The sequence below is a fragment of the Sulfolobus sp. A20 genome, from assembly GCF_001719125.1.
Lineage (GTDB): Archaea > Thermoproteota > Thermoprotei_A > Sulfolobales > Sulfolobaceae > Saccharolobus.
In genome coordinates this window covers 285,964-311,585 of sequence record NZ_CP017006.1, presented here as the reverse complement: position 1 = coordinate 311,585, position 25,622 = coordinate 285,964, and the positions used below count along the sequence as shown (strand labels likewise).

General features: G+C 34.3%; 23 protein-coding genes. 9 read left to right on the top strand and 14 right to left on the bottom strand.

Annotated features, from left to right (window positions below; all coding sequences use genetic code 11):
• Positions 1-14: 14 nt before the first annotated feature.
• From BFU36_RS14445 to BFU36_RS01480, 9 genes are all read right to left on the bottom strand, one after another.
• Positions 15-140 (bottom strand): hypothetical protein, encoded by a 126-nt coding sequence (locus BFU36_RS14445; RefSeq protein WP_269465966.1) that lies wholly within the window; start codon positions 138-140, stop codon positions 15-17.
• A 759-nt stretch (positions 141-899) separates the two neighbouring features.
• The gene (gene rpiA, locus BFU36_RS01515) at positions 900-1,583 is read right to left on the bottom strand and encodes a ribose 5-phosphate isomerase A (RefSeq protein WP_069281675.1); all 684 of its coding nucleotides are present in this window, start codon (positions 1,581-1,583) and stop codon (positions 900-902) included.
• 82 nt (positions 1,584-1,665) lie between these two features.
• Positions 1,666-2,058, bottom strand: a complete 393-nt coding sequence (locus BFU36_RS01510) for a cupin domain-containing protein (RefSeq protein WP_069281673.1) — start codon at positions 2,056-2,058, stop codon at positions 1,666-1,668.
• A 154-nt stretch (positions 2,059-2,212) separates the two neighbouring features.
• Complete coding sequence (pyk, locus tag BFU36_RS01505) at positions 2,213-3,547, bottom strand: pyruvate kinase (RefSeq protein WP_069281671.1); 1,335 nt, start codon at positions 3,545-3,547, stop codon at positions 2,213-2,215.
• Positions 3,547-4,059 carry a DUF1955 domain-containing protein gene (locus BFU36_RS01500; RefSeq protein WP_069281669.1) on the bottom strand — a complete coding sequence of 171 codons (513 nt, stop codon included), beginning with the start codon at positions 4,057-4,059 and terminating at the stop codon, positions 3,547-3,549. Before BFU36_RS01500 ends, pyk begins: the two co-directional genes overlap by 1 nt.
• Before the next feature lie 65 nt (positions 4,060-4,124).
• The gene (locus tag BFU36_RS01495) at positions 4,125-5,237 is read right to left on the bottom strand and encodes an FAD-dependent oxidoreductase (RefSeq protein ID WP_069281667.1); all 1,113 of its coding nucleotides are present in this window, start codon (positions 5,235-5,237) and stop codon (positions 4,125-4,127) included.
• A complete protein-coding gene (locus BFU36_RS01490) occupies positions 5,234-5,923 on the bottom strand; it encodes a hypothetical protein (protein WP_069281665.1) in 690 nt (229 codons plus the stop codon). Before BFU36_RS01490 ends, BFU36_RS01495 begins: the two co-directional genes overlap by 4 nt.
• 42 nt (positions 5,924-5,965) lie before the next feature.
• Positions 5,966-7,672, bottom strand: coding sequence for a glycosyltransferase (locus tag BFU36_RS01485; RefSeq protein ID WP_069284531.1), 1,707 nt, complete (start codon positions 7,670-7,672; stop codon positions 5,966-5,968).
• Entirely contained in the window at positions 7,669-9,003 is a 1,335-nt protein-coding gene (locus BFU36_RS01480) for a glycoside hydrolase family 57 protein (RefSeq protein WP_069281663.1), read from the bottom strand. The genes BFU36_RS01485 and BFU36_RS01480 overlap by 4 nt, the downstream gene beginning before the upstream one ends.
• 35 nt (positions 9,004-9,038) lie before the next feature.
• Between BFU36_RS01480 and BFU36_RS01475 the strand changes: the two genes are divergently transcribed.
• The 5 genes from BFU36_RS01475 (at position 9,039) to BFU36_RS01455 (ending at position 15,657) form a co-directional block, all read left to right on the top strand.
• Entirely contained in the window at positions 9,039-10,304 is a 1,266-nt protein-coding gene (locus BFU36_RS01475) for an NDP-sugar synthase (RefSeq protein ID WP_069281661.1), read from the top strand.
• A gap of 11 nt (positions 10,305-10,315) precedes the next feature.
• On the top strand, positions 10,316-12,166 hold the full coding sequence (locus tag BFU36_RS01470; RefSeq protein WP_069281659.1) for a glycoside hydrolase family 15 protein: 1,851 nt from the start codon (positions 10,316-10,318) through the stop codon (positions 12,164-12,166).
• Between the two features lie 13 nt (positions 12,167-12,179).
• A complete protein-coding gene (locus tag BFU36_RS01465; protein ID WP_069281657.1) occupies positions 12,180-14,039 on the top strand; it encodes an amylo-alpha-1,6-glucosidase in 1,860 nt (619 codons plus the stop codon).
• Between the two features lie 67 nt (positions 14,040-14,106).
• Positions 14,107-15,285 (top strand): MFS transporter, encoded by a 1,179-nt coding sequence (locus BFU36_RS01460; RefSeq protein ID WP_069281655.1) that lies wholly within the window; start codon positions 14,107-14,109, stop codon positions 15,283-15,285.
• Positions 15,286-15,315: 30 nt separating this feature from the next.
• Positions 15,316-15,657, top strand: coding sequence for a PadR family transcriptional regulator (locus BFU36_RS01455; protein ID WP_069281653.1), 342 nt, complete (start codon positions 15,316-15,318; stop codon positions 15,655-15,657).
• Here BFU36_RS01455 and BFU36_RS01450 read toward each other — a convergent pair.
• Genes BFU36_RS01450 through nadB form a run of 3 tightly spaced genes read right to left on the bottom strand, consistent with a single transcriptional unit; the run spans position 15,646 to position 18,320 of the window.
• Positions 15,646-16,017 carry a DUF302 domain-containing protein gene (locus BFU36_RS01450; RefSeq protein WP_069281651.1) on the bottom strand — a complete coding sequence of 124 codons (372 nt, stop codon included), beginning with the start codon at positions 16,015-16,017 and terminating at the stop codon, positions 15,646-15,648. The genes BFU36_RS01455 and BFU36_RS01450 overlap by 12 nt on opposite strands.
• Before the next feature lie 25 nt (positions 16,018-16,042).
• Positions 16,043-16,885, bottom strand: a complete 843-nt coding sequence (nadC, locus tag BFU36_RS01445; RefSeq protein ID WP_069281649.1) for a carboxylating nicotinate-nucleotide diphosphorylase — start codon at positions 16,883-16,885, stop codon at positions 16,043-16,045.
• Positions 16,878-18,320 (bottom strand): L-aspartate oxidase, encoded by a 1,443-nt coding sequence (gene nadB / locus BFU36_RS01440; RefSeq protein ID WP_069281647.1) that lies wholly within the window; start codon positions 18,318-18,320, stop codon positions 16,878-16,880. The genes nadC and nadB overlap by 8 nt, the downstream gene beginning before the upstream one ends.
• A gap of 89 nt (positions 18,321-18,409) precedes the next feature.
• On the opposite strand from nadB, the gene nadA reads away from it, so the two are divergent.
• Positions 18,410-19,351: a quinolinate synthase NadA gene (gene nadA / locus BFU36_RS01435; protein ID WP_069284530.1), complete on the top strand. Its 942-nt coding sequence runs from the start codon at positions 18,410-18,412 to the stop codon at positions 19,349-19,351.
• 160 nt (positions 19,352-19,511) lie between these two features.
• Positions 19,512-21,107 (top strand): alkaline phosphatase family protein, encoded by a 1,596-nt coding sequence (locus tag BFU36_RS01430; RefSeq protein WP_069281645.1) that lies wholly within the window; start codon positions 19,512-19,514, stop codon positions 21,105-21,107.
• A 16-nt stretch (positions 21,108-21,123) separates the two neighbouring features.
• Here BFU36_RS01430 and BFU36_RS01425 read toward each other — a convergent pair whose 3' ends face one another.
• Positions 21,124-21,456 carry a Rieske (2Fe-2S) protein gene (locus BFU36_RS01425; RefSeq protein ID WP_069281643.1) on the bottom strand — a complete coding sequence of 111 codons (333 nt, stop codon included), beginning with the start codon at positions 21,454-21,456 and terminating at the stop codon, positions 21,124-21,126.
• A gap of 186 nt (positions 21,457-21,642) precedes the next feature.
• On the opposite strand from BFU36_RS01425, the gene dps reads away from it, so the two are divergent.
• Together dps and BFU36_RS01415 are read left to right on the top strand one after the other, a co-directional pair.
• Positions 21,643-22,215 (top strand): DNA protection during starvation protein, encoded by a 573-nt coding sequence (gene dps, locus BFU36_RS01420; protein ID WP_069281640.1) that lies wholly within the window; start codon positions 21,643-21,645, stop codon positions 22,213-22,215.
• Positions 22,216-22,297: 82 nt separating this feature from the next.
• Positions 22,298-23,488: an NRAMP family divalent metal transporter gene (locus BFU36_RS01415; RefSeq protein WP_069281638.1), complete on the top strand. Its 1,191-nt coding sequence runs from the start codon at positions 22,298-22,300 to the stop codon at positions 23,486-23,488.
• A 611-nt stretch (positions 23,489-24,099) separates the two neighbouring features.
• Here BFU36_RS01415 and BFU36_RS01405 read toward each other — a convergent pair.
• The gene (locus tag BFU36_RS01405; protein ID WP_231961210.1) at positions 24,100-25,233 is read right to left on the bottom strand and encodes an ATP-binding protein; all 1,134 of its coding nucleotides are present in this window, start codon (positions 25,231-25,233) and stop codon (positions 24,100-24,102) included.
• Positions 25,234-25,622 lie beyond the last annotated feature (389 nt).

Sequence of the window (25,622 nt, the reverse complement as noted above, 5' to 3'; positions counted from 1 at the left end):
GCCTAAAGCTTGTTCTATATGAACTTTTCATCCATGCACGTTAATACCCATAATCTTCTATTATTTGGAATGCCTTTCACTCTTCTTAACGCATGGCCTTCAAGTCTCTCTAATTCCAGTTCTATATATTCAGATACCATCAATTAATAATGCCGATTACTATTGTAATATGTGTATCCTACGAAACCTTTATATTCCTAAATCAGTTTTTATATCAGATATCATAAATATTGTATTTATACTAAAATCTTTTTAATTTTTCCCATTACTTCACAGAGTTTTACTGTATCACCTACTATCTATTAACTGACTTCCTCCCTGCCCTAAAGGGTGGTGATTCCCTTAGCGCGTCTCATTGGTTCCCTTATTGATTCGGAATTACATCTCTCATGTGAGGGGCAGTCGAGAGGCTCAGAGAATCCCTCTCGTCTGCATATAGAATTGGCTTCAAGAATTTTTCCATTCCCGTCATTAAGGATTAAGCTTTCCTCACTTTTGTAATCTGCATTATCAAGAATCAGCGATGTATGAGCTCTTATCCTTATTTACTGCTATTATCATCTTAGAATATCTTATACTCGCTATATGTTGAGGTTGCCCCAGAGGTTCTTAAGGCTATATATAAATGGGCCTTATCCTAGATCTAGATAAACCCATTCTTGAAGATACATTATATTTATGATTATATCAAAAAGATAATTAAATTGCCGTTCACATGAAATTGTTGAAGAATTGAGGAGATGGGTTTCCAATTTAATATAAAATTGATTCTAGCTCATGAATAATTTTTATATTAATAATAAATGTAAAGAAATCTAAAGTGAAATTTATATTAGATTTTTGAATAACAAGATGGCTGAACTATTTAGAGGTGATTTGGTATTGGGGGATTAAGTGGGTTAAAGGTCTGAACTCCTTACTATTTCTTCTATTCTTCCATTTTCATCAGCTATTATTACTTTATCGTATAAGTCTTTACAAAACACTCCAGTTTCAACTATACCCGGTATCTTTTTAATTATTTCATTAAATTTACATAACTCTTCGGCTTTTACTACAACATCTAATATTGCGTTTCCGTTGTCGCTTATTACCGGACCAATCTTTCCAGAGCCTTCTCTATACTTAACGGCGTATCCGTTATCTTCTAAGTATTTCATAATATAATTTATACTCACGCTAATAACTTCCACTGGTACTTCATATAATTTATTCCTTTTCATTTTATTCGAATCTCCAATAAAAATTCTCTTTTGTGAAAAATAAGTGAGAAGTTTCTCCCTAAATAGTGCTCCTCCTCCACCTTTAATTAAGATTCCATCTTGCGTTATTGTATCGAAGCTATCAATATATACTTGGGGTCTTATTCCAGAGAAGAGCGTAATTACATTAAAATTGTTTTTAGACAATTCTATTTCAGTATCGATGGAGCTAGCAACGAATAATTTATCTTTCTTTAAATCCTCGTGCTTGCTCATGACTTCTATTAGCTTTCTGATAGTCTTACCTGTACCTAATCCAATTATGTTAATATCCTTCACATACTTTATACTATATTCTGTTAAAACTTCCTTTGGATCCATAGGTAGTGTATTATAAGATTTGATTTTAAAGCTAAAGGGAAAGGTTAAAAACATTAGAGTAAGAAACAGTAAATGGATTAGGTTATGCGTGCTTTCCGCAGTTATCTTGAAGTGGAGTTATTCTCATATCATCTTCATAAGAGATTATACAAATGAATTCAAAATCCTCATCATTTTCATTTATTAATTCGTGTGGAACATCAGAATTTATGAAGACGAAATCTCCGTATTTAACTTCCCTCGCATCACCGTTTGCACATACTTTACCTTTTCCTTTTAGAATTACTAGAGTTTCCGTGTATTTATGTTTATGATGGGCTATAATTCCTTTAGGCTTAATAATGAAGTGTCTTACGGCATACTTTTCGTTACCGTGCTGTCTTGTTATGAGCCATTGTATGTATGCATCTCTTGATCCTCTTACTTGTACTTCCTCTATTTTAACATCCTTAAAGTTTCCGAAATAATAATCCATATTTACTCATTATTTTCCTCTAAAACCGATTATTAACTTTTATTCATACTGATATTCTCCTAGCCCTACAAGGGCAAGGCTTATCCTCACTTTGTCAGTTCTTGCAACCATTTGCTCATCAATCACTGAGCCTGGAAGTTCATCATTTAAAAAATTAGCTAATAATTTTGATAATGATAAAATTAGTTTTTCCTTCCTCTTGCTTAGGATCCCCACCGACAATTACAACCTTTTTATAATTACCGTTTTTAGCGGTCTCAAGAGATTTTTCAACTATTTGATCTAATGTGTCAACTTTTTTATCAATTACAGCTGGAACTACAGCATAACATAATTTAAACCTCCTAGCTAGTTTATAATTAGGGCATATGCCTATGATTTCTTTTTGTGGTCTCAGCCTAGATATGCGTAGGATTGAGTTACCTGATCTACTGTAAACTAATATCGCGTCAGCCTTAGAAATTTTTGACGCATTTACTGCTGCTAATGCAATAGCATCATCTTCATTATTTAGGGGTCTTATTGCTCTATGTTTTACACTCTTTTCCACGTTGGTTATAATGTTATGTAACACTTTTACACTCTCTATGGGATAATTGCCAATTGCAGTTTCATCGCTTAGCATAATTGAATCTACTCCTTGGATTATAGAATTCGAAATATCGATAATTTCCGCTCTAGTTGGTAGTTGATTATTTATCATTGAAGTCAAAACTTGAGTGGCTAATATGACTGGTTTACCGAAAGTTCTAGCTACTTTTACAATCTTCCTTTGAACTAATGGTAGGTTTTCTAATCCTATCTCCACACCTAGGTCTCCTCTAGCTACCATTATCCCATCTGAAACCTTTGTTATATTAACTAAGTTTTTCAGAGCTTCACTCTTCTCTATCTTAGCTATTACCCATACATCATCCCCTACAATCTCCTTAATCTTCTGTATATCGTTTTCACTGATGACAAAAGACAGACCTATGTAATCAGCTCCTAAATCTAATGCTTTCTTAAGTAGCTTTATATCGTTTTCCGTAATTCCAGATTTGAGATTCACATTAGGTATGTTTATTCCCTTTCTAGGCATTAGGATTCCTTCTTCTTCTACTATTCCCTCTACCTTGTTTTTACTCACTGAGATTATTTTAACTCTTATAGTACCATCGGCTATCAGTACATACGATCCCTCTTTTACTGCAGAGTAAAACAGTTCATCACTAACTGGTACTCCCTCATTTTGCGAAAATATTATTCTGTCTCCTTTTTTCAATTCTATTGGTTTTTTAAGATCTCCTATCCTTAATTTAGGTCCAGGCAGATCAGCTAGAATGCTAGAATTAGATGCATAATCTTTTAATAGGTCAAAATACTTTTTGTGAGATTCTTCATTACCATGAGCTAAGTTTATCCTGAAAACATCAACGAAAGCACTCAATTCATGAATTTTATCTTCTGATGAAGGTCCTAAAGTGGCAACTATTTTTGTCTTTCTCATCACATTACCTTACTTATTATATCTTTAATATTTTCACACGCTTCTTTTACACCACTTTCACATATCTTTTTAATTATCTCATTAGATTCTTTAATAGCTCCCAACTTTTTATATGCATTTGCAATCTTTATTAAAAATTCAGCACTAACGTTCATGTTTATAATCTCACTATACAATTTGTCTAATTGATCTTTTTTTCCGGACGAAATTATTGCCTCTAATGCTAAATCTACGTTTTCACTTGTTTTTTTCAGAATCGCGTAACAGTAAGGTATTCTCTTAACATTAGCACAAACTGATATATTGAATATCTTCCCTAAGGAATCTAAAACACTCACTACCGCTTTACATTCTGCCGCGTCTATTATGTTACAAATAACCCAGTTAGACTCCTTAATATTTTCTGAAGTTATGGTCTTAGATAATAAATCAATTCCCTGTTCTACAAATCCGTCTAGAATCAACTTCTTAGCTTCAATTAATTTTCTTCTAAGTTCTTGCGAGTCGCTCATCAATAATACTTTATCTTCTAATGGTTTAAATTATTTCATATAACCGGATCTCTAATTTTTTGGAATTAAAGAGAGAGTTGACTTATATTAACTATATATCTAGAGAAATAATCTATATTACTAATTTTATTTAACGCTAAGTCTGTCACATATCTTCCCATAGCTGGTCCATAACTCCATCCTAATCTGCAACCTCCAGTTGCTATTATAAGATTCCCTTCTTTCCCAAGTATAGGAAAGCCATCCGGTGAACATGGTCTAAATCCCATTTTAAGATCCATAACGGAAGAGATATCGATCAGATTTTTTACCCTTTTCAAAAATAATTCTGCTCTGTCAGAATTATATGAGAAATCTGCATCAAATCCTCCAGTAATTTTTATGTGATCGCTAAGTGGAGAGACAGCAACTCCTTCCTCAGCTAATACAAAAGCTTTACTTATTTTAGCTACTCCTTTAATTCTATAACCATATCCCTTAAATGCCGTTACCGGTAAATTTAGGTTCTTAGTCCAAATTCCAGCTGAAACAACTACTATATCGTATTTTTCATCATCTATATATCCATTTCTCGTTACCTTCTTAACTTCCTTATTTATTACTCTTATTTCTTTGAGTTCTCTTCTCATTCTTTCTATAAATTTCTCTGTAGAAATTCTACTTAATTCTGGGAAGAAAATTCCACCGACAAATCCTTCTACTTCAGCTACCTCAAATTTAGGTTTAAAAGGGCTTCTCTTCTCATCCTCTATGCCTTTTTCAAGTTCCTTTTGATTCTTATAAACCTCTAGTAAACCATCATCGTGATAATCAAAATCATTTTTCTCCTCAGCTAGCCTTTTGTACTCTTTAAGAGAAAAATCAGCCATTTTCTTAATCTCGCTCCACACATAGTCAGGAGGGCTTTTATTCAGATTTCTTAATAATTCTACAAGCCATGATTTGTTAACTTCTTTTATTTCAGTAGATTTATAAATTTTATAATTTATCATTTTTATAATCATACTTGTAGTATTTATTCTATCAAATCTATACGGCTCAATCAACCCTGCAGCATGTATCGACCCAGCTCCTAAGAAATTTTTCTCGTAGATAGTGATATCGTCTAATCCCTCTTTGAGAAGATAATAAGCAGAGAATAAACCGGTTATTCCTCCACCCACAATACCGATTTTCAAGTTAAGTCTTTAATTAATTTTTCAGCTAACTTTTTAATTTTACTTTTTCTTAAGGTAAGCTCTTCGAGATATTTTCCGTATGCCTTTAATTCTTCTTTTGATATGAAGCCAGTGTTAGTCAATTCAAGAGCCGCTCTCCACGCATATATCCTTATATTGGCTTTTCTATGTTTCAAAAAATTAAGAAATCTCTCTTTATCTTCCGTAGAATAAAATATTCCTTCCTTAACCAAAGTAACGAACATTCTCCAAGCTTTCTTTCTTACAGTAGAGTATCTACTTTTTAATAATCTCCAATACGAATTTCTGATTGATAACACTATACTCCTTTCAACTAACCCTAAGTTTATTAGCTCTAAGACGTTACTCCACGCTGACCATTTAATCTTATCAGAATTCGCTTTCAGAGCTCTCTCTATTCCTTTAACATTAATTGCCTTATAAATATTCAAATTTTTCCACGCATCATCTCTAATGTTTTGATAGCTATTCCATAATAATGATCTTAAATATCCCTTATATTTTTCTAATTTATTTGAATTTCCACTCTCTATAATAAAGTTTATACATTTCCACGCGATATCCCTTTTCTCCTTTCTTTTACTCCTTAACATTCTAAGGATTTCTCTCAATGAATCCAGAAGTGTTAAAATATCTTTTCGATCTAGAGCTTCCTCTATATTCATATTGACCTCCTCTCTAACTTCGTCCTCCTTTTATCAAGGCCCCTAAAATGACGCCAGAGCTCTGTATTTAGCCATCTCTAATGCTTTTTTGTAGCATTCAGTAAGGGAATTTATCACGGCTTCCCATCTAAATTTACTATCAACCCTCTTAATGGAGTTTTCCCTAACCTTATTCCAATAATTCACATCCTTTATCTGTATATAGTCTTGAACTTTAGTTAAAAGATCATAGTTATTATTTTCCGAGGCTTCTGATAGATATATTGCAACTTTTATAGCCTTGGCCAAGTCGTCAATGCTCTCTGGCTTCACCAATATTCCAGTTCCATGCTCTAAATCTTCTCTAATGTCAACTACCGTTTCCCTTAAACCACCAACGGCATAAGCTATAACTGGCAATCCTAACGACATTGCTTCTATTGCATTTATTCCGAATGGTTCCCATCTTGAGGGTATTACGAACACTGAGGATGCATAATGATATATCTTATATAGGTCTGGATCAATTCTCCCTAGTATCAATCTTACATTGTCTTTAATTTCTGACGCTCTATCTATAATGTCCCACAATAAGTTATAATCTCCGGAAGGTATTCCGAGCACAATAAGCCTAGCATTGCTGATCTCATTTACTACTAACTTCATAGCTCTTAATAATAGATCTATCCCTTTCTGATACACTATTCTTCCGGTGAACAACAGCAGAGGGCCTTCTCCTAAGTTGTCGTAAGTCCAATCGTCACGTATTCCAATCCTGTTTTTATTATTCCATAGAATATTTCCAGTTGTGTAATCATCTGGTATAGCCCTCAATGCATTCAAGGAAGATAGAAGCCTTCTTCTAAGCTCTCTCCTATTTTTTGTCTCATAAAATTTCATTATTTTATTTTCTATCTCATTAACGTCCCAATCAGTGCCATTGTACGTTATGCAAGACTTATTAGCTATCCAGCTTCCTACTAGATTGAAAACGTCGAAAGTTAGATAACTATAACTTACAGTTGTTACTACATCAGCTTCATAGCATCCAAATTTCTCAATATATCCATTAGATAATGAGTCCCAGACATAGGAATATTTGTAAAGATTATGCTTAGAAACCATCCAAACGTAATGATTACAATCTTCAATACCAGACCAGTCTTGAGAAGCATAATGCCAAGGAACATCCACTTTATTTAACAAATGAATTGTATACACTAATGGTACAACGATCTTTCTCTCTTCCAATATTTGTTTAATCCTTACTGCTGGTACAACTGCATGCCAGTCTTGAGCATGTATTAGATCTGGTACATCATTAGGTAGTTTGCTTAGTATATATCCCTCTAATCCCCTAGATAATAAGGCAGATTTTTCTAGTGTATTATCATAAATGTTCCACGTGTCTAAGATTCTGCCAGTCGTTTGATCTAAACCTTTAACTAATATAACCTTAAAATTATCTAAGGTACCTTCTTCAAATCCTATTTTATAAGGATAGTAGTTATTATCAGTACCTTTTCTATATCCTTCGACTCTAAGATCTATATAATTTAGTTTTAATATTGATCTATAATACTCGCTTAAATGCCTACCATGGGATGGCATGAAAATAGTCACATTATAACCTTTCTGAGCCAAATGTTTAGCCATGTTATATACTGCATTACCTAATCCACCTAAGCTTGCGACCTTTTGTAGTTCAAAAGTTATCATCCATACGTTCTTGACATTCTCTGGAAGCCATATTGATTCTATTCTCTTCATTTCCTTAACCACTCCTTTAAGTATTTTAAATGTTCCTTAAATTTCTCGTCTCGCATAATTACTTCCATGAACTCTTTCTCATTCCAAGCTATTGAAGACCTCTTACCATTTACCATAAAAATGTAGGGTTCATTTTTAATGTTCAGCTTAGCTAATTCCTCATGGAGAAATGTTAATATAGCGTAAAACTCATTTATAAAGGCGTCAATAGGAGAACCAAATGAGCTAAAATATGAATGAACCTCTGCCGGTCCTCCTGAACCCAAGAAAAGATAATAGTAGTTATCACTGGTCGTGAAATATCTCCAAACCTTTAAGTAATCACTCCCCAGTTCCCTAGACGGCATTTCAGCTCTTCTTACGGCATCGTCATAAGCCCATTGCATTATATTTCCTAACCAACTCTTCTCGTTCTTTTCAATATCAGCCCATGATGAAGTTTCAGTTATGTCTATTTCGTTATAGGCATCGTTATGAACTTCCTTAGGTAGAACCATTTCAACTCCCCTATTATTTAACTCCTTAGGTAGCCATTCTAAAAATTCTAGAATGCCAGTATCAGCCTTGTGATGCTCTCCAAAAGTCTCATAATCAATAAATATTAGTCCAACGTTACCTTCACTCATACTTATCCAGTCAGCAAATTTAGAGGCAGTTAAGGGATACTGATCCCATTTCCTATTTGAAAATCTAAAAGCAATATCATCACTTAATCTATAATTTCTAAATAGAATTGATATCTCGTGTCCTTTCAATCTGTAGATGTAATTAGGGCTTCTCCCTTTCAAATTACTTTCGGTTCCCTCTAGGACGATGTTCTTGAAGCCAAATTTCTCCGCTTCCTCTATTATACTCTTATTGGTTATTAATTCAGTATTTTCAAAGGTTACTGGTGTCTGTTTAAAATATGATTCTATTAACTTTTTATGCATTTTTACTTGTTCTCTCCACTCAGCTTTATCTTCCCATAAACCAGTCACAGAGTGAAAATATGTTTGTGAGAGAAATTCTACCTTATGGGTATAAGCTAGTTGTTGAAACAATTCTATAACCTCCTTCCCCCATCTCTCCGCTTGTTCTAAAAAGGTTCCAGACAACGAGAAGAAGTACTTCACATCTCTTCCTTCCTCCTCAGCATGCTCTATTGAATTGAGAATAGTTGTAGTAGCTGGAATGTAACAATTTCTCTTAATTCTTTCAAAGATTTCTCTATTCATCTCTGTATCGAAAAATCTATCCTCTAAACTTTGTCTAAATCTGGGGTTCCAGAAGAAGTCTCTCCTAATTCTAAATGGTTGATGTATTTCAAAACCTATTATAATCCTTTTCATTACATTTTATAAGTGAATAAAGGGTAATATTATTTATGAGTAATTGGAGCCTATCGGATGTTAAAGTAATAATACCAATAGGGGGAGAGGCTACAAGATTGAGACCATTAACGATAGAAACATCTAAAGCTACTGTAAGGCTCCTAAATAGACCCCTAATTGAATATACTATTCTAGAATTGGCTAAACAAGGAATTAAAGAATTCATATTTGGTGTCAGAGGTTATGTAAATTATAGGTCGCTATTTGATACCTTTAAAGAGGGAATAGGTTTCTCGGCAAGGTATAAGATTAAGCCTAGAGTACACTTGAAATATCAGCCCAGAGTTGATAGTATAGGAAACGCCGACTCAGTTAGGATAAATATAGAATATTATGATATAAATGAACCAGTAATTGTTGTTCAAGGCGATAATATATTTAAATTAGATATAAAGAAAGTATTAGAGTTTCATGAGGACAGAGGTGCAACGATGACAATAGTGTTAAAGAAGCATGAAGGCGACCTAAGTGAATTTGGCGTAGCTGATATCCAGGATGACTATCGTATAAAAAGGTTTGTTGAAAAACCAAAGAAAAGAGAGGATGCTCCATCTGACCTAATTAACACGGGAATTTATATTCTATCTCCAGAAATTAGGAAGATCTTCAAGAGTCAAGAAATAATGGAAATGTATAAGATGGGTAGAATGGACTTTGGAAAGGATATAATACCATATCTAATAAACAAGGGTTATCCAGTTTACGGATATCCTATGAACGATATTTGGTTTGACATAGGTACACCTGAGAGATACCTCGATGCCATGGTGACTCTACTAAATTCTCTTCCAGATAATGAAATCGGAGGGAGGAGGATAGATCCGAATAGGCGTATATTTGTTCAAGGTACCAGTCCAGATTCGAGAAAAAGAAGAAGAATAATCCAGAGAAAATTTAAGGAGGGATCTATAAAGATAGAAGGAAGTGTGTTGATAGGAAGGCATTGTCAAATAGGAGATGTAACGTATATTGAAGAGTCAAACATTGATAACTTTACTATTATAGGAGAGGGTGTGAAGATAATAAGGAGTGCCATAATGGATAGGAATTTCATAGGTGATTATGCATATATTGAAAACTCAGTTATAGCTAGGCACGTTGAGTTGAGGTCTACAAAGGATAAACCGGTCAAAGTTATAAATAGTGTTATAGCTGATGACGTTATAATAGGCGAGGGCAGTGAAATAATTAATTCTAAAGTTTATCCTCATAAGGTTATAAATGCCGGTAGTAAGTTACATGAGACTATTTTAACCTAGAGCGATCAATTATGAGAGTTTCGTCTGCGGGCAATGGCAGAATCTTAATAAACTTCGATGAAAAAGGAAGGATAATAGACCTCTATTATCCTTACATAGGAATGGAAAATCAAACTGCTGGGAACCCTATTAGGTTAGCTATTTGGCATGATGGTAAACTGTCATTAGATGAGGAGTGGAAGACTGAAGTATCTTACCTAGATTACACGAATATTGTGGAAATTAAGCATACGATTGATAAACTTAACCTATCAATAACATCATACAACTTTGTAGACTTAGATGAACCAATTTTTTATTCAATCATAAAAATCTTAAATGAAAGTAACTCTGAGAAGAACGTTAAATTATTTTTTATTCATGATATAAACCTGTACGCTAACCCATTTGGGGATACTGCATTTTATGATCCTTACACATATTCGTTAATTCATTATAAGTCCAAGAGGTATCTGGGTTTTAGAGCATTCACAACAACCTACTCATTTTCAGACTATACCGTAGGTAAAGGTGACTTAGTTAGTGATCTTTATGATGGTTATTTAGGTAAGAATAGCATTGAAAATGGAGACGTTAACTCTGCTTTAGGGATCGAGATAAAGATAGATCCTAAATCGTTTTCAAAGATATACTATGTTATCGTAGCAGATCGAAACTTAGAGAGCTTAAGACGTAATATGAGGAAGATTAACTTTGCAAACGTGGAATCTTCTTTCACATTAACGTATATGTTTTGGAGAAACTGGCTTAGAAACCAAAGAGACCTCCATTTACTAGATAACATAAGAAAAATTTATCAGGTAAGTGTGTTTACTATTAGGAATCACATGGATGTAAATGGGTCAATAATAGCCTCTTCCGACTTCTCATTTGTTAAGCTTTATGGGGATTCATACCAATATTGTTGGCCCAGGGACGGGGCTATTTCCACATACGCCTTACAGTTAGCTGGTTATAAGGAATTAGCTCTAAGGCACTTCAATTTTATTTCGGATCTGTTAAGTTCAGAAGGATTCTTATACCATAAATATAATCCGAATAGAACGCTAGCTAGTTCATGGCACCCATGGTACTTAAGGGGAAAGGGAATATATCCAATACAAGAGGACGAGACAGCGTTAGAAGTTTGGGCGATAGGAAGCTATTATGAGAAGTATGGAGATATAGACGAGATAGCTAAATTATATAAGAAATTTGTAAAGCCCTCATTAAAATTTATGATGAATTTTATGGAAGAAGGTCTACCTAAACCATCCTTTGACTTATGGGAAGAGCGATATGGCGTTCACATTTATACAGTCTCAACAGTTTATGGAGCTTTGATAAAGGGTTCTAAAATAGCTCACGACATGGGTGATGAAATTTTGAGTGAAGATCTTGTAGATACAGCAAATACGCTAAAGGAGGTAACATTAAAGAAGATGGTTTATAATGGAAGATTTATTAGAAGAATAGATGAGGATGGAAATACAGATTTTACCATAGATTCAAGTATGTACTCTCCAATGTTCTTTGGAATGATAGAACCAAATAGTCCTATCATGAAAAACACTATTCAAGCAATTGAGAGCAAATTAAAGGTAAATGGTGGTATAATTAGGTACGAAAATGATATGTATCAGAGGAGAAAAAGTAGTCCTAATCCATGGATTATTACGACTTTATGGATAGCTGAATATTTTGCTGATATTGGTGATAAAAACAAAGCTCTTGAATATATATCATGGGTGGTAAATAGAGCATTACCTACCGGTTTTCTGCCAGAACAAGTAGATCCAGAAACTTTTGAACCTACTTCAGTGACTCCTTTAGTATGGTCACATGCTGAGTTTATAATAGCAGTTAATAAGCTATTAGAGTAAATATGTTTAAGTCATGTTTACAGTAGAACAGTGCGAGGAGAGAGAGTGGATAATACCTACTAGAACTGGTGGTTATTCTTCATCTACTCCATGTGGAATTAATGCTAGGACTTATCATGGGTATCTAATAGTGCCATTGAATCCTCCGCATTTAAGGTATTTAGTCTTATCTAAGTTTGAAGATTTTATAATATTAAATAATGAAGAGTACCCTCTCACTACTAACCATTACCTACCTGATACTTATTATCCCCAAGGATATAAATATCTTGAAAAATTTGAAAAAGGACGTAAAAGTGTAACTTGGGTATATAACTTTGGTTACTCTGAAGTTAAGAAGACACTTTTAGTTCACAAAGGCTATGATGCAATAACAGTCAAATACACGGTAACGAAAGGAAAGATCAAAATATGTCCATTTATAACATTCAGAAGTCATCACTTAGCTAGGAAATCACCTAATACCTTCTTCACTTATGATACGACTCCTTCTAATCATATACATATATACCTTGAAGGGAAGAAGATATTAAACTTTGAAATAGAAGGAAAATACGAATTATTAAATACAAACTTTTGGTACTATAATTTTCTTTATAAGAAAGATCAAGAGTTAGGAAATAATCATGTAGAAGACCTCTATAATCCATTTTGTATTATTTCTCTATCTAATTCTATTACCGTTAACGCATATATAGGTCAACCCCCTAAGTTTCATGCTATAACTGATGAAACCTCTGAGGATTCTCATGATATCCTAGCTCTTCTATCAGACGCAGGAAAAGATTTCGTAATAAAGAGCAAAGACGGTTGGCATATAATAGCAGGTTATCATTGGTTTGATGAGTGGGGCAGGGATACTTTCGTATCTTTAGAGGGCTTACTACTACTCGATAAACTATATGAGATAGCAGAGAACATCATACTTCGTTATCTAGAATTAATGGATAAGGGAATGTTACCTAATCACTTCATCAGTTATAACAGTGAACCAGTGTATAAAGGAGTTGATATATCTCTCTTAGCGGTAAACGCAATATATAAAACTTATATATACTCCAAAGATAAGACCTTCCTTCAGAAGGTTTATCCTAAGGTTCTAGAGATAATAGATTGGTATAGTAAAGGTAATGGAATAGTTTATAACGTAGATGGTTTGATTTTCCATAGAGGTGCCCCTAGAACATGGATGGATGCTTCATATGATACCGTAATAGTAACTCCTAGGGAGGGGGCTGCTGTAGAGATTAACGCGCTTTGGTATAATGCTATAAAGATAGCTGAATTCTTCTCGAGGGAACTAGATGAAAGAGCAGATGATTTAAGCGAGAAAGCGGAGAAAATAAAGAAATCATTCATAGAGAAATTCAAAGCAGATAAAGGTCTTTATGACTATATAGACTGGGACTTTAAACCCAACTTGAGTATAAGACCTAATCAAATATTTGCAATATCCTTACCGTTTCCAGTAATAAATGAAAATGATAGCTACTTTAAAGAAATATTATCACTGATAGAAAATAAATTATTAAGGCCGTATGGGTTAAGTACTTTAGCTAGGGATGACCCAAATTACATTCCAGTTTATAAGGGGGATAGATGGAGTAGGGATAGAGCATATCATAATGGACCCATATGGCCTTGGCTTTTAGGGCAATACATTGATGCTAAAGTTAGAGTTGAAAAAAATCCCATAGAAATTAAGTTATTATTTGAGCAATTTAGACCACTGATTAATTATGCATTAGATAATCAAGGTTTTATACCAGAGATTTTTGAAGACATACCCCCTTATAGGCCAAGAGGTTGTATAGCTCAAGCTTGGAGTAACGCCGAAGTTTACAAGATGTTAGTTAAGATAGCTAATATTTAAAATATGAACTATAAGTAGCTTAACTTGATAGATAAATTTTTTAGGGATAGATAAGTTACTATATCCTATGAAATACAAGATACTCACATTAACTTCAATATCTCACTTCATAAACGATGGCAACTCTTGGTTCTTGCCAGTATCATTCACTTTTTTGATAGAGTACTTAGGCGTTTCAAAGTTTTTAGTAGGGATATTAGGAGGAATATTCTTCGGTATATCAGCATTAACATCACCATTAGTTACTAGAATAGTTGACAAGACAAACTCTTACTCTAAAGCTATGGGGCTAGGAATATTGTTGTGGGGTATAGGGTTAATTCTGTTTGGTTATTCTATTAGTTTAGATTCCTTACCATTCATAATATTTTCCGTAGCTGTTACCGGTTTAGCCTCTACCTTCTATCATCCTTTAGGTGCAGCAATGTTGTCAGTAACATATAAGGGAAATGCAGGTATCGCTTTAGGGATTAATGGATCGATGGGTAGCGTAGGAAGAGCATTATACCCTACATTAACACTAGTGATTTTTGCCTTACTTCATAAAAACATGTTCTTAGACTCTGTAGTCTTAGGTATAGTTTCAATATTAGCTTCAATTCCCTCTCTGGTAATAAATGTCAATTTAGAAGGCAAGAAAGGGGAAGACACACTAACTCCTACCCAAACTAAGGCTCCAATGATGGCTATAACACTTCTAACAATTTCAGCGTTTCTAAGGAGCGTATTTACACAAGGCATCTCACAATTCCTGCCTACGTTACTGGTTGAAAACTTTAATTATACTTATACAGCAAATTTAGGGGAAGCAATAAGTATAGCGTTATCAGCTGCAATTATAGGACAACCAATATTAGGCTTATTATCTGATAAGGTGGGAAGGAGGCTAATCTACGGCATTTCAACTGCAGGTGCGGTAATAGCTTTTATACTGTTCTTAAGGTTCCCCAATATAGCGTTGCTATCGATTTTTGGTCTTTTCACCTTCAGCTCTTTCCCATTAATGCTCTCGTTAGTAGGAGATTTCGTGCCAAGGAACTCAACTGGTTTTGCCAATTCATTGGTCTGGGGTTTAGGAGTTACAGGTGGAGGCGTAATAGGACCTATAATTGTAGGTTCCTTATCCCAAATAACTAGCCTAATCTATGCTACTGAAATTACTAGCTTGATCGGAATATTTTCAGCTGTAATCATCCCACTTATACCAAAACCCCCGAGGAGAGGTAAAGTTCCTCTGTTTGGATAAACTTTTTATCCGTAAATATCTAATGGTTTTATGCGAAAAAGAACTGAGCGTATATTAAGGGGAGTAATAACGTTGTATATCTTAAAGTCATTAAACGATGGACCTAAAAATGGTTATGAATTGGAAAAAATTATAAATAGTAAGTTAAATTATGAATTACCAGATGGATCTATATATGTATTGCTAAAGTATATGGCAAGAAAACAGTTAATAAAATATGAGGAGTTAAAAAATAGCAAAGGACAGACTGTAAAGAGATATTACATAACAGACAAGGGTATAAGTTTTCTCAAATCTCATGAAAAACCATTAATGGCTGTTAGAAACGTAATAGATGAACTGATAGAAACTATTAACAAGTTAAATGGATGAAATAATATTCTCCATTACAGCATCTATTTTAAGAGCGATTTCGTTATTAGATAAACCGTACTCTTCAGCAATTCGGCTAGGTTTCTTATAGCCCACGTAATTAACACCATTACTTTCCCAAACAAGTATCCTTAATGGTAATTCATATGCGATTTCTCTATTAATTTGCATTAACAATGTTCCTACTCTAGGATTACCGAAATATATTACAACTGTCGGATCTAAATTAAGACCTACTCTCCTAGCGTTATTAGCGTGATCAACTATACCAAATATCTCCAATCCTAGCTTGGAAATAACCTCTTTAACTTTCTTTACACAATCATCAAAAGTACCATTACAAACCTTATAAGATAACATGGGTCTACCTACTTATGGAACTTTTTTAAGATTTTCCCCAAATCCTTTCAACATCCAAAGATAAGTCAATTGATTTGTAACTATGCGTGATATAACCGCTAGAAATTACATCAACTCCACTCTTGGCGTAATCTACTATATTATCCAAATTAATTCCTCCAGACGCTTCTAAAATTACTTTACCTTTAAGTTCATTAACAATGGGAATTATCTCATAAGGTTTCATATTGTCTAAAAGAATAGCATCAGCGCCAGCTTTATAAGCCTTGATTGCGTTTTCAAATGATGAAACTTCAACCTCGATCTTCTTTGTAAAACTTACACTTCTCTTTATTTTCTGTATAAGTTCTTCAAGATTCCCGTAAAGCGTAATATGATTATCCTTTATTAAAACAGCATCATTCAAATTATATCTATGAGGATCTCCTCCTCCAACTTGAATAGCATATTTCTCAAATATCCTAAATCCTGGTGTAGTCTTTCTAGTTCCAGCAATTCTAACGTTAGGATTCACTTCTCTAGCCTTTTTAACCATCACATTAGTTATAGTTGCTATGCCAGAAAGTCTACTCAGAATATTTAATGCTAACCTTTCAATGCTCAACAATTTATCAGCGTCTCCAGAAAATTCTAAGACTATTTGATTGCTATAGATCTCTTCGCCATCTTTCTTGTAATTTAATACGTTAAATCCTAAAAAATTAAGGAAAGGTACTATGAACCTATTTCCTGCCAAAACTCCCCTTTCCTTAACTCTCACAACACCTTTAGCCTTTATTCCCTCTAAGGCTGACGAAGTTATGTCTTCTGGTAATACATCCTCTTCTAAATATTCTAAAAGTCTTTTAATATATACCTGCTCAATCATTGTCTTTCACCTTAAAGTATATTCTTCTTCTCCAGATATCTCTCCTTTTTGGAAAATCCGTTCTATAGTGACTTCCCCTACTCTCTTCTCTCAACAAAGCAGCTTTAACACTTAACAATGAAACTAAACTTGCATTAGCCTCTTGAGTAATCGAAGAATTATCTATTGCCTCATATATTTCTAAAGCCTTCTTCAACCCTTCCCCATCTCTGAACACTCCCAAATATTCCCAATTAATTTTTCTTATCTCATCTAATCCCAAACTCTTCCCACTTTTAATCAATCTAACATAATATACTTCACCATCACTAATTTCATTATTACCCTCCCATTTATCAATGTATCTAGGCATATTGATCCCAAAAACTAGTCCCTCAGCTAAAGAATTACTAGCTAACCTATTTGCTCCATGAAGACCACTATCTGAAACTTCACCTATCGCATACAAATTCTTAATATTGGTCTCACCTCTAATATTTACCCTCAAACCACCAATTGTGAAATGCGCTCCAGGAAAGACGGGGACTTTACTCTTATCTATATTATTCTCTCTCAAAAACTTAATAACTGCAGGGAATTTATACTCTAGATCCCTTATCTTTGATAAATCCATGAAAACCTTATTTCCCATTAAATACTCGTTGTATATAGCCCTAGCCAAAACATCCCTAGGGGCTAGCTCACCCTTCTCGTGGTAGTTAAAAGCAAATCTCTGCCCCTTATCGTTATATATAATTGCTCCCTCACCTCTAAGCGTTTCAGTCAATAGGAAATGATTCACAGTAACTGTAGGATGAAACTGGATAAACTCCATGTCCGAAACCAACGCCCCAGCTCTAAAGCCAATTGCTATACCATCTCCCACACTAGTTGCCGGATTAGAAGTATACGTGAATAAGTACGCATAACCTCCAGTAGCTAGAATAACCTTAGAATCATCATAAAGGTCAACAGAACCCCTCTTCTCAGTGACAAAACCCCTCACAACCCCATCCATAACCTTTAGGGCTAACAGCCTATCTTCTACAATATTAATCTTATCCTTAATTGCCAAATTATGTAAAAAGCTGAAAATCTCCCTACCGGTCTCATCAGTTTTATGAATCACTCTCCTCCTAGAATGACCTCCTTCTAACCTTAAATCTTCGTCAAAATTAAACCCCCAATCCTTTAAGGTTCTTACAGCGTGACGAACCTCAGTAGTAACGTAATTTACTGCCTTAATGTCACACATTCCATCCCCTACAAGTATAGTATCCTTAGCGTGAATTTCTGGAGAATCGTTTTCACCTAAACTCACAGCTATCCCTCCCTTAGCCCAATAAGTTGATCCCCCATCTATCTTCTTAGAAATTATCGTAACGTTATAGCCACTTCTCTTCAAACTTATTCCCGCAGACAAACCCGCAATCCCAGTTCCGAAAATGTAGATCATATATCGAACATGTGTTCGATAATATAAAAAGTTATTTTATGAAAAAAGTTTTTATAGCTGTTCTAGTAAAGAACACATGTTCGGAGAACATGGCTAGGTTAGAAGAATTAATAAATAAGATTAAAATATTAAAAAAAGAAAAGAACGCAATAATATTAGGTCACAATTATATGGACTACTCAGTACAATTAGTCTCAGACTTCACTGGGGACTCTTACGACTTAGCTAAAAAGGCTATGAATACAAATGCAAGCATAATAGTATTTGCTGGCGTTTATTTTATGGCGGAACAAGCTGCAGCATTGAATCCGGACAAACTAGTACTATCTCCAGATCTTAATGCAGGCTGTTCCTTATCAGACTCATTAGATGTAAAGACATTAGAAAAATATAAAAAGGAATATCCAGATGCTCCCGTCGTACTATACATTAACACTAGCATATATGCTAAAGCCCTAGCTGATTATATCGTAACCTCATCAACTGCAATAAAAGTAGTAAAGAAGCTTAACGCAGATAAAATAATCTTTGGTCCAGACGCTAACTTAGCTAAATACGTAAAAACTAAGACTGGCAAAAACTTAATAATAGTTCCACCAAACGGCAGATGCATAGTTCACGCAAATTACACAAGACAATTAGTAGAATTGGCTAGAAAGAAGTATCCTAACGCGTTGTTAATCGCACATCCAGAGTCCCCGTTAGAGATTTTACAAGCAGCAGATTTTGTAGGCTCTACTAATCAAATGATTGAGTTTGCAAAGAATAGTTCAAATAAGGAGTTCATAGTTGCCACAGAAATAGGCATGATAAACGCTTTACAACTACAAGTGCCGGACAAAAAATTCTATCCAATAGTTACTACTGAAGCATGTGCATGTGCTAGATGTCCTTATATGGCTATGATAACTATTGATAAGATAAAGAGATCATTAGAGGAAGAAATATATCCAGTTAGAGTCCCGTCTGATATTGCTGAGAAAGCAAAACAAGCTTTTGAGAGGACTATTAAGTTAATTGAAAGATATTAAATGAAGATTATTTACCTCTGAAATGACATGGAAAAGCCTCTAAATTAGCCTAGTTAAGCTGTCAGAATCCCCACATACCCTTAAGATTAATCTATAGTACTATATATTTTTCATTTTTTATATACAAAAGCCTTAAAAATTGGTTACAAATACACATCACATGGAAAGTGGAAAAGCTAGAAAACTCCGTGGACTATTTTTCTTACTTCTAATACCCATTTTTATTTCAGTTATAACTAGTCTTCCCACAACGTCCTCTAATATGATAACACAGACTCCAATAAAACATGTAGTAATAATAATTCTGGAAAACCACGCCTTTGACAGCATATTTGGAACTTATCCTTTTGGATACCCTCCAATAGTGAACAATATAACCTTGTCCCTCATGAGACCCGTAAATTACATCTATAATCTATCCTTACTTCAACTTCTTCAACAAACTAAGGGTAATATAACCTGGATTTCCTTCCCATATAAAGGCGAAATCCTTCATCCATATTACGCTAATACCACCGTTCTCATAGATCCAGTTGAAGGTAACAACAATTACTTCACCGATTGGAATTACGGAAAAATGGATGGCTTCATTAACGGGTCTGGTACACAATCATTAGCATACATCTCTTATCAACAAGCGCCAGTTTTATGGGATTACGCTGAACAATACGTATTATTTGACAATTACTTTAGCCCAGAATTATCAGTAACAGTACCTAATAGAGTAGCTTACATTACCGGATTCCCAACATTTGTGAATAACGACTCGCCACAGTTCAATGAACTACCGTTAAACGAAACAATAGTATACCAACTGTCGCAGTACAACATTAGCTGGGGATGGTATGAGTATGGATACTCCCCAGACTTTCAAATACTCAGTCCAGATCTATATTTAGGTTATAACAATACAGCACCCCTACCACTAAGCTTATTTAAGGGAGCAAACGAGCTTAACGATCATTATTTTGATTTAACGTCTTTTATACAACAAGCTAAGGAGGGCAAATTACCATCTGTCTCATTTGTGATGTTTACCGGACCAGCTGGATACGATACTCATATACCAGGCTACGACATGCATCCACCATATAATACTACCTTAGCTATGTTAGCTTTAACTACGGTAATAAATTCTATAATGGAAGGACCTAATTGGAATTCGACGGCAATCTTCATAACCTTCGATGAAGGCGGAGGTTATTTTGATCAAGTCCCGCCTCCTATAGTTAATGGTTTAGCACAATTTGATACTCTACCCCAAATGCCTAATTACTTCATATTAGGGCAAAGAATACCATTAATAGTAATATCCCCATATGCCAAAGAAGGGTTCATAGACAATTATACATCCTCTGGCTACTCCATTCTAGCCTTCATAGACTATAACTGGCGATTGCCATATCTAAACCCTATCGTGAATGAGTTTGGTCCAAAAGCGATACTTGAAGCGTTTAATTTCTCTCAAACGCCAAGAAAACCAATAATATTAACTCCAGAGAACTGGAGTTATCCTCTACAATTGCAATATCCAGTACATTACGGGTACATAGCAACTATAAATAATAACTACACAGCGTATCAAATGTTGTACAAGTTAATGGATAAAGGAAACTATAGCCCTCCACTCTTCTTTAAAGTTGCAAACGCTGAAACACCTAAAGGTAGTTATTCTACCGATAATTTAATGATAATAATTATAGTGATCTTCGTAGTAATCCTATTTAGCGTGTATTTAGTAATGAAGAAAAGATAAGGATCTTTTTACGTTTTTATATAATTTCCACACAAATTTCACCCGCCTTTATAATTACATCATATATTTCCAAGTTAGACGTCTCCTTCCATTTCCCATAATCATTAACGTAAGGTATCATCACTGGTTTCCCTGAATTCAGATCATAAACGTAACCGTGAAGATAGCATCTAATCTGATTATCTCCAATAATATCACCGTAAGCCAGATCCCCACCTTTATGTGGACACCACCTTGAAAAACACTTAAGCTTTCCCCTTATATTTGTGATTATCAAATCTTTTCCTCCTATTTCAATAGTCTCCATTTTACCTTCTTGTATCTCACGCAGTCCAGTGCATATTATCAAACTATATTCACCTTCTACTTAGACTAACTTTTAACTAAGATAGTATCTTATTTAAAATTAACTTTAATTTTCCCTCACACTGTGTGGTAACAGCAGTTCATTTGAACTAACTCCTAATTTAAAGTAACTTTTAATTAGAAAGCTTTATAATCTAGTACTAGAATCTATTTAATAGGCGAAAAACAAATGAGTCAAAACGAAATAAAACCAGTTGGAGTAGAAATCCTAGAAAAATCTGGGTTAGATGTGAAAAAATTAATAGATAAGTTAGTTAAAGCCACAGCAGCTGAATTCACAACCTACTATTACTATACTATACTAAGGATGCATCTGACTGGAATAGAGGGTGAGGGACTAAAGGAAATAGCCGAAGATGCAAGACTTGAAGATAGACTTCACTTCGAACTAATGACACAAAGGATATATGAGTTAGGTGGATCTCTTCCTAGAGATATAAGGGAAGTAGCAGACATTTCAGCTTGTGCAGATGCTTATTTGCCACAGAACTGGAAAGATCCAAAAGAGATTTTAAAAGTATTATTAGAAGCTGAACAGTGTGCAATAAGAACTTGGAAAGAAGTATGCGACATGACGTATGGCAAAGATCCTAGGACTTACGACTTAGCCCAAAGAATACTGCAAGAAGAGATCGAACATGAGGCATGGTTCCTAGAACTACTTTACGCTAGACCATCGGGACACTTCAGAAGATCATATCCTGGTGAAGGTCCTCAATCCAGAAAGTCTAAATTCGAGTAAAAAATTTTTTAATTTCTTTTTACTCTAATATTCCCGTATTTTATATATTTGTGTTATAAAACTTAACAAGAAGGGTTATCTCATGAGTAGAAGGGAAGTCGCACGACTATTTGGTCCTGCATGGATAGCATTACTTGCTGATGCAGATGCTGCTAGCATAATAGGAGGTCTAATTACGGGAAAACAATATGGTTTAGGTCTCGTGTGGTTTGTCCTACTCCTCGCACTTCCTCTATTCATCGTCCAAGAAGCTGCAGGAAGAGTATCAGCAATTACTGGTAAAAGTTTAGGAGAGATAATTAGAACTCACTACTCCAAAAAAATCGCAATACTAGCTACCTTTCCCATATTTTCCATAGACGTTTTTACTTACATTAGCGAATACATTGGAATAGCTTTAGGGAGTTACCTAATAGGAATTCCCCCATTCATAGGCTTGATAACATTCTTCATCCTCCATCTTCTCGTCATAATAACTAAAAATTATGAGAAAACAGAGAAGACACTAATATTCATCTCGTTTTTGCTAATATTGTCGTCTATTGTAGCTATAATCCCAAAATCTCCTCAACTACACTTTTCAGCATATATATCTACTTCAAACAATTTTCTAACATATTTAGCAATTAACATAGGTGCAGTAGTGACTCCACCTTGCATGTTAATTTACCAATCCTCTGCTACATCGTTAAAATATAACAGAATAAACGAGATAACAGTTAAATACAAACTATCATGGATAACTAGAGAAACAGCATTAGGTGCAATAAGCACCGAACTAGTAATCGTCTTCGCCGAGGCGATAGGAACTGGATTAAACAACGTAGATCCAACTAACACTTTTCAACTTTCATCCGTCTTAAGATCAATCTTCAGCGTCCTGCCTATGATCTTTGGGATACTCATATTAAGTGCCGGTTTCCTAGCTCTAATAGTAGTATCATTAAGTAGTGCTTGGGGCGTATTAGAGGCTCTAGGAAAGGACAATCACATAAGAAATTTGCTGAAAATATACTCTTTAGAGTCAATTCCAGCTATCATAGTAGTTTATTTGTATAGCTACAACTATTCTGAGGTCTTACAGTTCGCCACAACCCTTTTGACTTTAGCTCCTATAGTTTTCACAGTTATTGCAACAATCTTAGGAATACTTGTCTCGAATAAGAACATCATGAAAGAACACGCATACTCGAGACTTAGAATGTCTATTTACTTCTTAACTGTAGCGCTAATTTTCATAGGTGGAATCATTGGAGTAATCAGCATAACCTAGAAGTGGAACGCAATATGAAACTGCATACAAGCTTATTAAAATGGTTTATCTTAAGTGTTGATGAACTTCAGAAAAATACGTTTTATTCAACTTTATACTTAATATTTAGCACACTTTTGAAGGCATATAATAAGCTACAAAGTGTGTATATTGTAAATTTAAGAAAATTAGTTCATAAGTTGGTAGAGACTGATTTTTATACCCATGTAACTCTAAGTGTTAACGAAGTATAAAATGAGTTTTAATCTTAGGGAAGTCTATTGACAGTAACTTTCCAATAAATTCATGAGATTGCTCATTAATCTTCTTAATTCTTGTTTCACAAGCGTAGATATTCGTGTAAAAAATGATAAAAAGAACGGCAAACTTAGCCTTTTAGTAGGAGGAGGTCAGCCACTTAACGTTATAGACAAGTTACTTTTTAAAGCTCTGGTTTTGTTTACTCCTCCTTAACGTCTTAACCTTAATAACTACAGTATCTTCACACACTTACGTTTTTACCACCATAAAGCTTTATTAGGAAAATTCATTCCGTTATATATTCACTTTAAGCACATACTACGTGCAGTATACTGACTTCTTTAGAGGTTTATGAGAAGTGATTTTCATACTCAGTTTAATTTTTTGCTTGCCTCCTTATATATTGGATCTAAGAATTCGTAATCCTTTATTATACTACTTTTCTCTAGATTAGTTATTATGTTGTCCATTACACTACTAGATATAGTGCTTCCTTCAGCTCTTTGCAAGCAATTGAGTAATTTGCTCCAACTATTCTCTCCCAATGCTAAGCACTTTAACGTGTTTTTATATCTTCTACCTGCTATCTCCGACACCCTTCTCTTAGCTCCTATTAAGTTCTCTAACTCATTTAAGGCTACATTAATTGCAATATCTCTTACTTCTTCTATCTTTCTCCCCTCTAAAAATCTGTTAGCCCCAAAGGTAAGCCAACCCGGTATTCCGTCAAAGAATTCTACTAATTTCTCTATTATCTCATCATTAACTTTCATAGATATTTCGTCAAAACCTTTTCTTAAGAACTCGATTGCTTTCCCCCTCCTAAATCTGTCAAGATTTATTGAATAATAGTATCTTCCGTAAAGCGGAGATTCTCTATCTTCTATGCCTAGAAAATCGTAGAGTAAGCCAATTTCAGAGCCGGTCAAAATAAAGGTTAAGTTTCTGTCATAATCATATGCGTGAGCTATCGCTTCCCTTACCTCATTTGATAATGGTCCTCTTAACTTTTGTGACTCATCTATTGCTATAATTAGTTTTTTCTCGTTTAGATGATCAAACAAGTCAGCTAAGGAGACTGAATTTCTACCTTTCCATCTAAATTCTATTGAATTTCCTAATATGCTTACCCCTCTCACCCTTGAGAGTAAATCCTTTATCTTATCAATAATTGTAGAAAAACTACTTGAGAAGAGATTATACAAATCTTGTCTACCATAATTCTCCTTTAACTTTCTACAGTCTATTAATACGTAATCTCTTCCTAGCTCGTTTAATGCTACTAAAAGTGTAGACGTTTTACCTATTCTTCTGATTCCAGATATTACTAGGAGAGGTCTATTTATGCTACTCTTTATCTCCTCTATTTCTATATCCCTATCGAATAGCTCTTGTCTTCTCGTTTTAGGTCTTTCATCAAATAACAACTTCACCCCCAGAATACATATTCTCCCCCAGAAGTTATAAACTATTACACCTCGCTTATTCTTTACGTTTTTAGTCATTTAATAATTCAGACCTTCTCTCTGAGTGATTCATCGTGAGGATTTAAACTTAGGAAAATCATCAGCAATCTAGTTGTAAGTGATATTCTCTACACCAAATAAATAACAATTTTACTAAAAATGAGTCCTTATCTTACTAATTTATTCTCCTCTAATTCATAATGTTTTAATTTATATTAAAATAAATGAATTAATATCCTAATATCGTCATGAAGTCTTAATTATAAAGTTTATTACGTCAACTTGCGAGCAATATTTCCTACTACAATGTATGACATTACGAGCATTAAGCAAATTCATTCTAGTACCAGATTTTTTACTCCAACTATAAAAAACAGAGAATAAAGATAAAGTATTGCATCTTAGAAAGTTTTCAATATTTTTCCTTA

Excerpts from the sequence above, each read along its gene's own strand:
- BFU36_RS14445 (WP_269465966.1), bottom strand. The coding sequence starts at position 140 with ATGGTATCTGAATATATAGAACTGGAATTAGAGAGACTTGAAGGCCAT.
- rpiA (WP_069281675.1), bottom strand. The coding sequence starts at position 1,583 with ATGGATCCAAAGGAAGTTTTAACAGAATATAGTATAAAGTATGTGAAG.
- BFU36_RS01510 (WP_069281673.1), bottom strand. The coding sequence starts at position 2,058 with ATGGATTATTATTTCGGAAACTTTAAGGATGTTAAAATAGAGGAAGTA.
- pyk (WP_069281671.1), bottom strand. The coding sequence starts at position 3,547 with ATGAGAAAGACAAAAATAGTTGCCACTTTAGGACCTTCATCAGAAGAT.
- BFU36_RS01500 (WP_069281669.1), bottom strand. The coding sequence starts at position 4,059 with ATGAGCGACTCGCAAGAACTTAGAAGAAAATTAATTGAAGCTAAGAAG.
- BFU36_RS01490 (WP_069281665.1), bottom strand. The coding sequence starts at position 5,923 with ATGAATATAGAGGAAGCTCTAGATCGAAAAGATATTTTAACACTTCTG.
- BFU36_RS01485 (WP_069284531.1), bottom strand. The coding sequence starts at position 7,672 with ATGAAGAGAATAGAATCAATATGGCTTCCAGAGAATGTCAAGAACGTA.
- BFU36_RS01480 (WP_069281663.1), bottom strand. The coding sequence starts at position 9,003 with ATGAAAAGGATTATAATAGGTTTTGAAATACATCAACCATTTAGAATT.
- BFU36_RS01475 (WP_069281661.1), top strand. The coding sequence starts at position 9,039 with ATGAGTAATTGGAGCCTATCGGATGTTAAAGTAATAATACCAATAGGG.
- BFU36_RS01470 (WP_069281659.1), top strand. The coding sequence starts at position 10,316 with ATGAGAGTTTCGTCTGCGGGCAATGGCAGAATCTTAATAAACTTCGAT.
- BFU36_RS01465 (WP_069281657.1), top strand. The coding sequence starts at position 12,180 with ATGTTTACAGTAGAACAGTGCGAGGAGAGAGAGTGGATAATACCTACT.
- BFU36_RS01460 (WP_069281655.1), top strand. The coding sequence starts at position 14,107 with ATGAAATACAAGATACTCACATTAACTTCAATATCTCACTTCATAAAC.
- BFU36_RS01455 (WP_069281653.1), top strand. The coding sequence starts at position 15,316 with ATGCGAAAAAGAACTGAGCGTATATTAAGGGGAGTAATAACGTTGTAT.
- BFU36_RS01450 (WP_069281651.1), bottom strand. The coding sequence starts at position 16,017 with ATGTTATCTTATAAGGTTTGTAATGGTACTTTTGATGATTGTGTAAAG.
- nadC (WP_069281649.1), bottom strand. The coding sequence starts at position 16,885 with ATGATTGAGCAGGTATATATTAAAAGACTTTTAGAATATTTAGAAGAG.
- nadB (WP_069281647.1), bottom strand. The coding sequence starts at position 18,320 with ATGATCTACATTTTCGGAACTGGGATTGCGGGTTTGTCTGCGGGAATA.
- nadA (WP_069284530.1), top strand. The coding sequence starts at position 18,410 with ATGGCTAGGTTAGAAGAATTAATAAATAAGATTAAAATATTAAAAAAA.
- BFU36_RS01430 (WP_069281645.1), top strand. The coding sequence starts at position 19,512 with ATGGAAAGTGGAAAAGCTAGAAAACTCCGTGGACTATTTTTCTTACTT.
- dps (WP_069281640.1), top strand. The coding sequence starts at position 21,643 with ATGAGTCAAAACGAAATAAAACCAGTTGGAGTAGAAATCCTAGAAAAA.
- BFU36_RS01415 (WP_069281638.1), top strand. The coding sequence starts at position 22,298 with ATGAGTAGAAGGGAAGTCGCACGACTATTTGGTCCTGCATGGATAGCA.
- BFU36_RS01405 (WP_231961210.1), bottom strand. The coding sequence starts at position 25,233 with ATGACTAAAAACGTAAAGAATAAGCGAGGTGTAATAGTTTATAACTTC.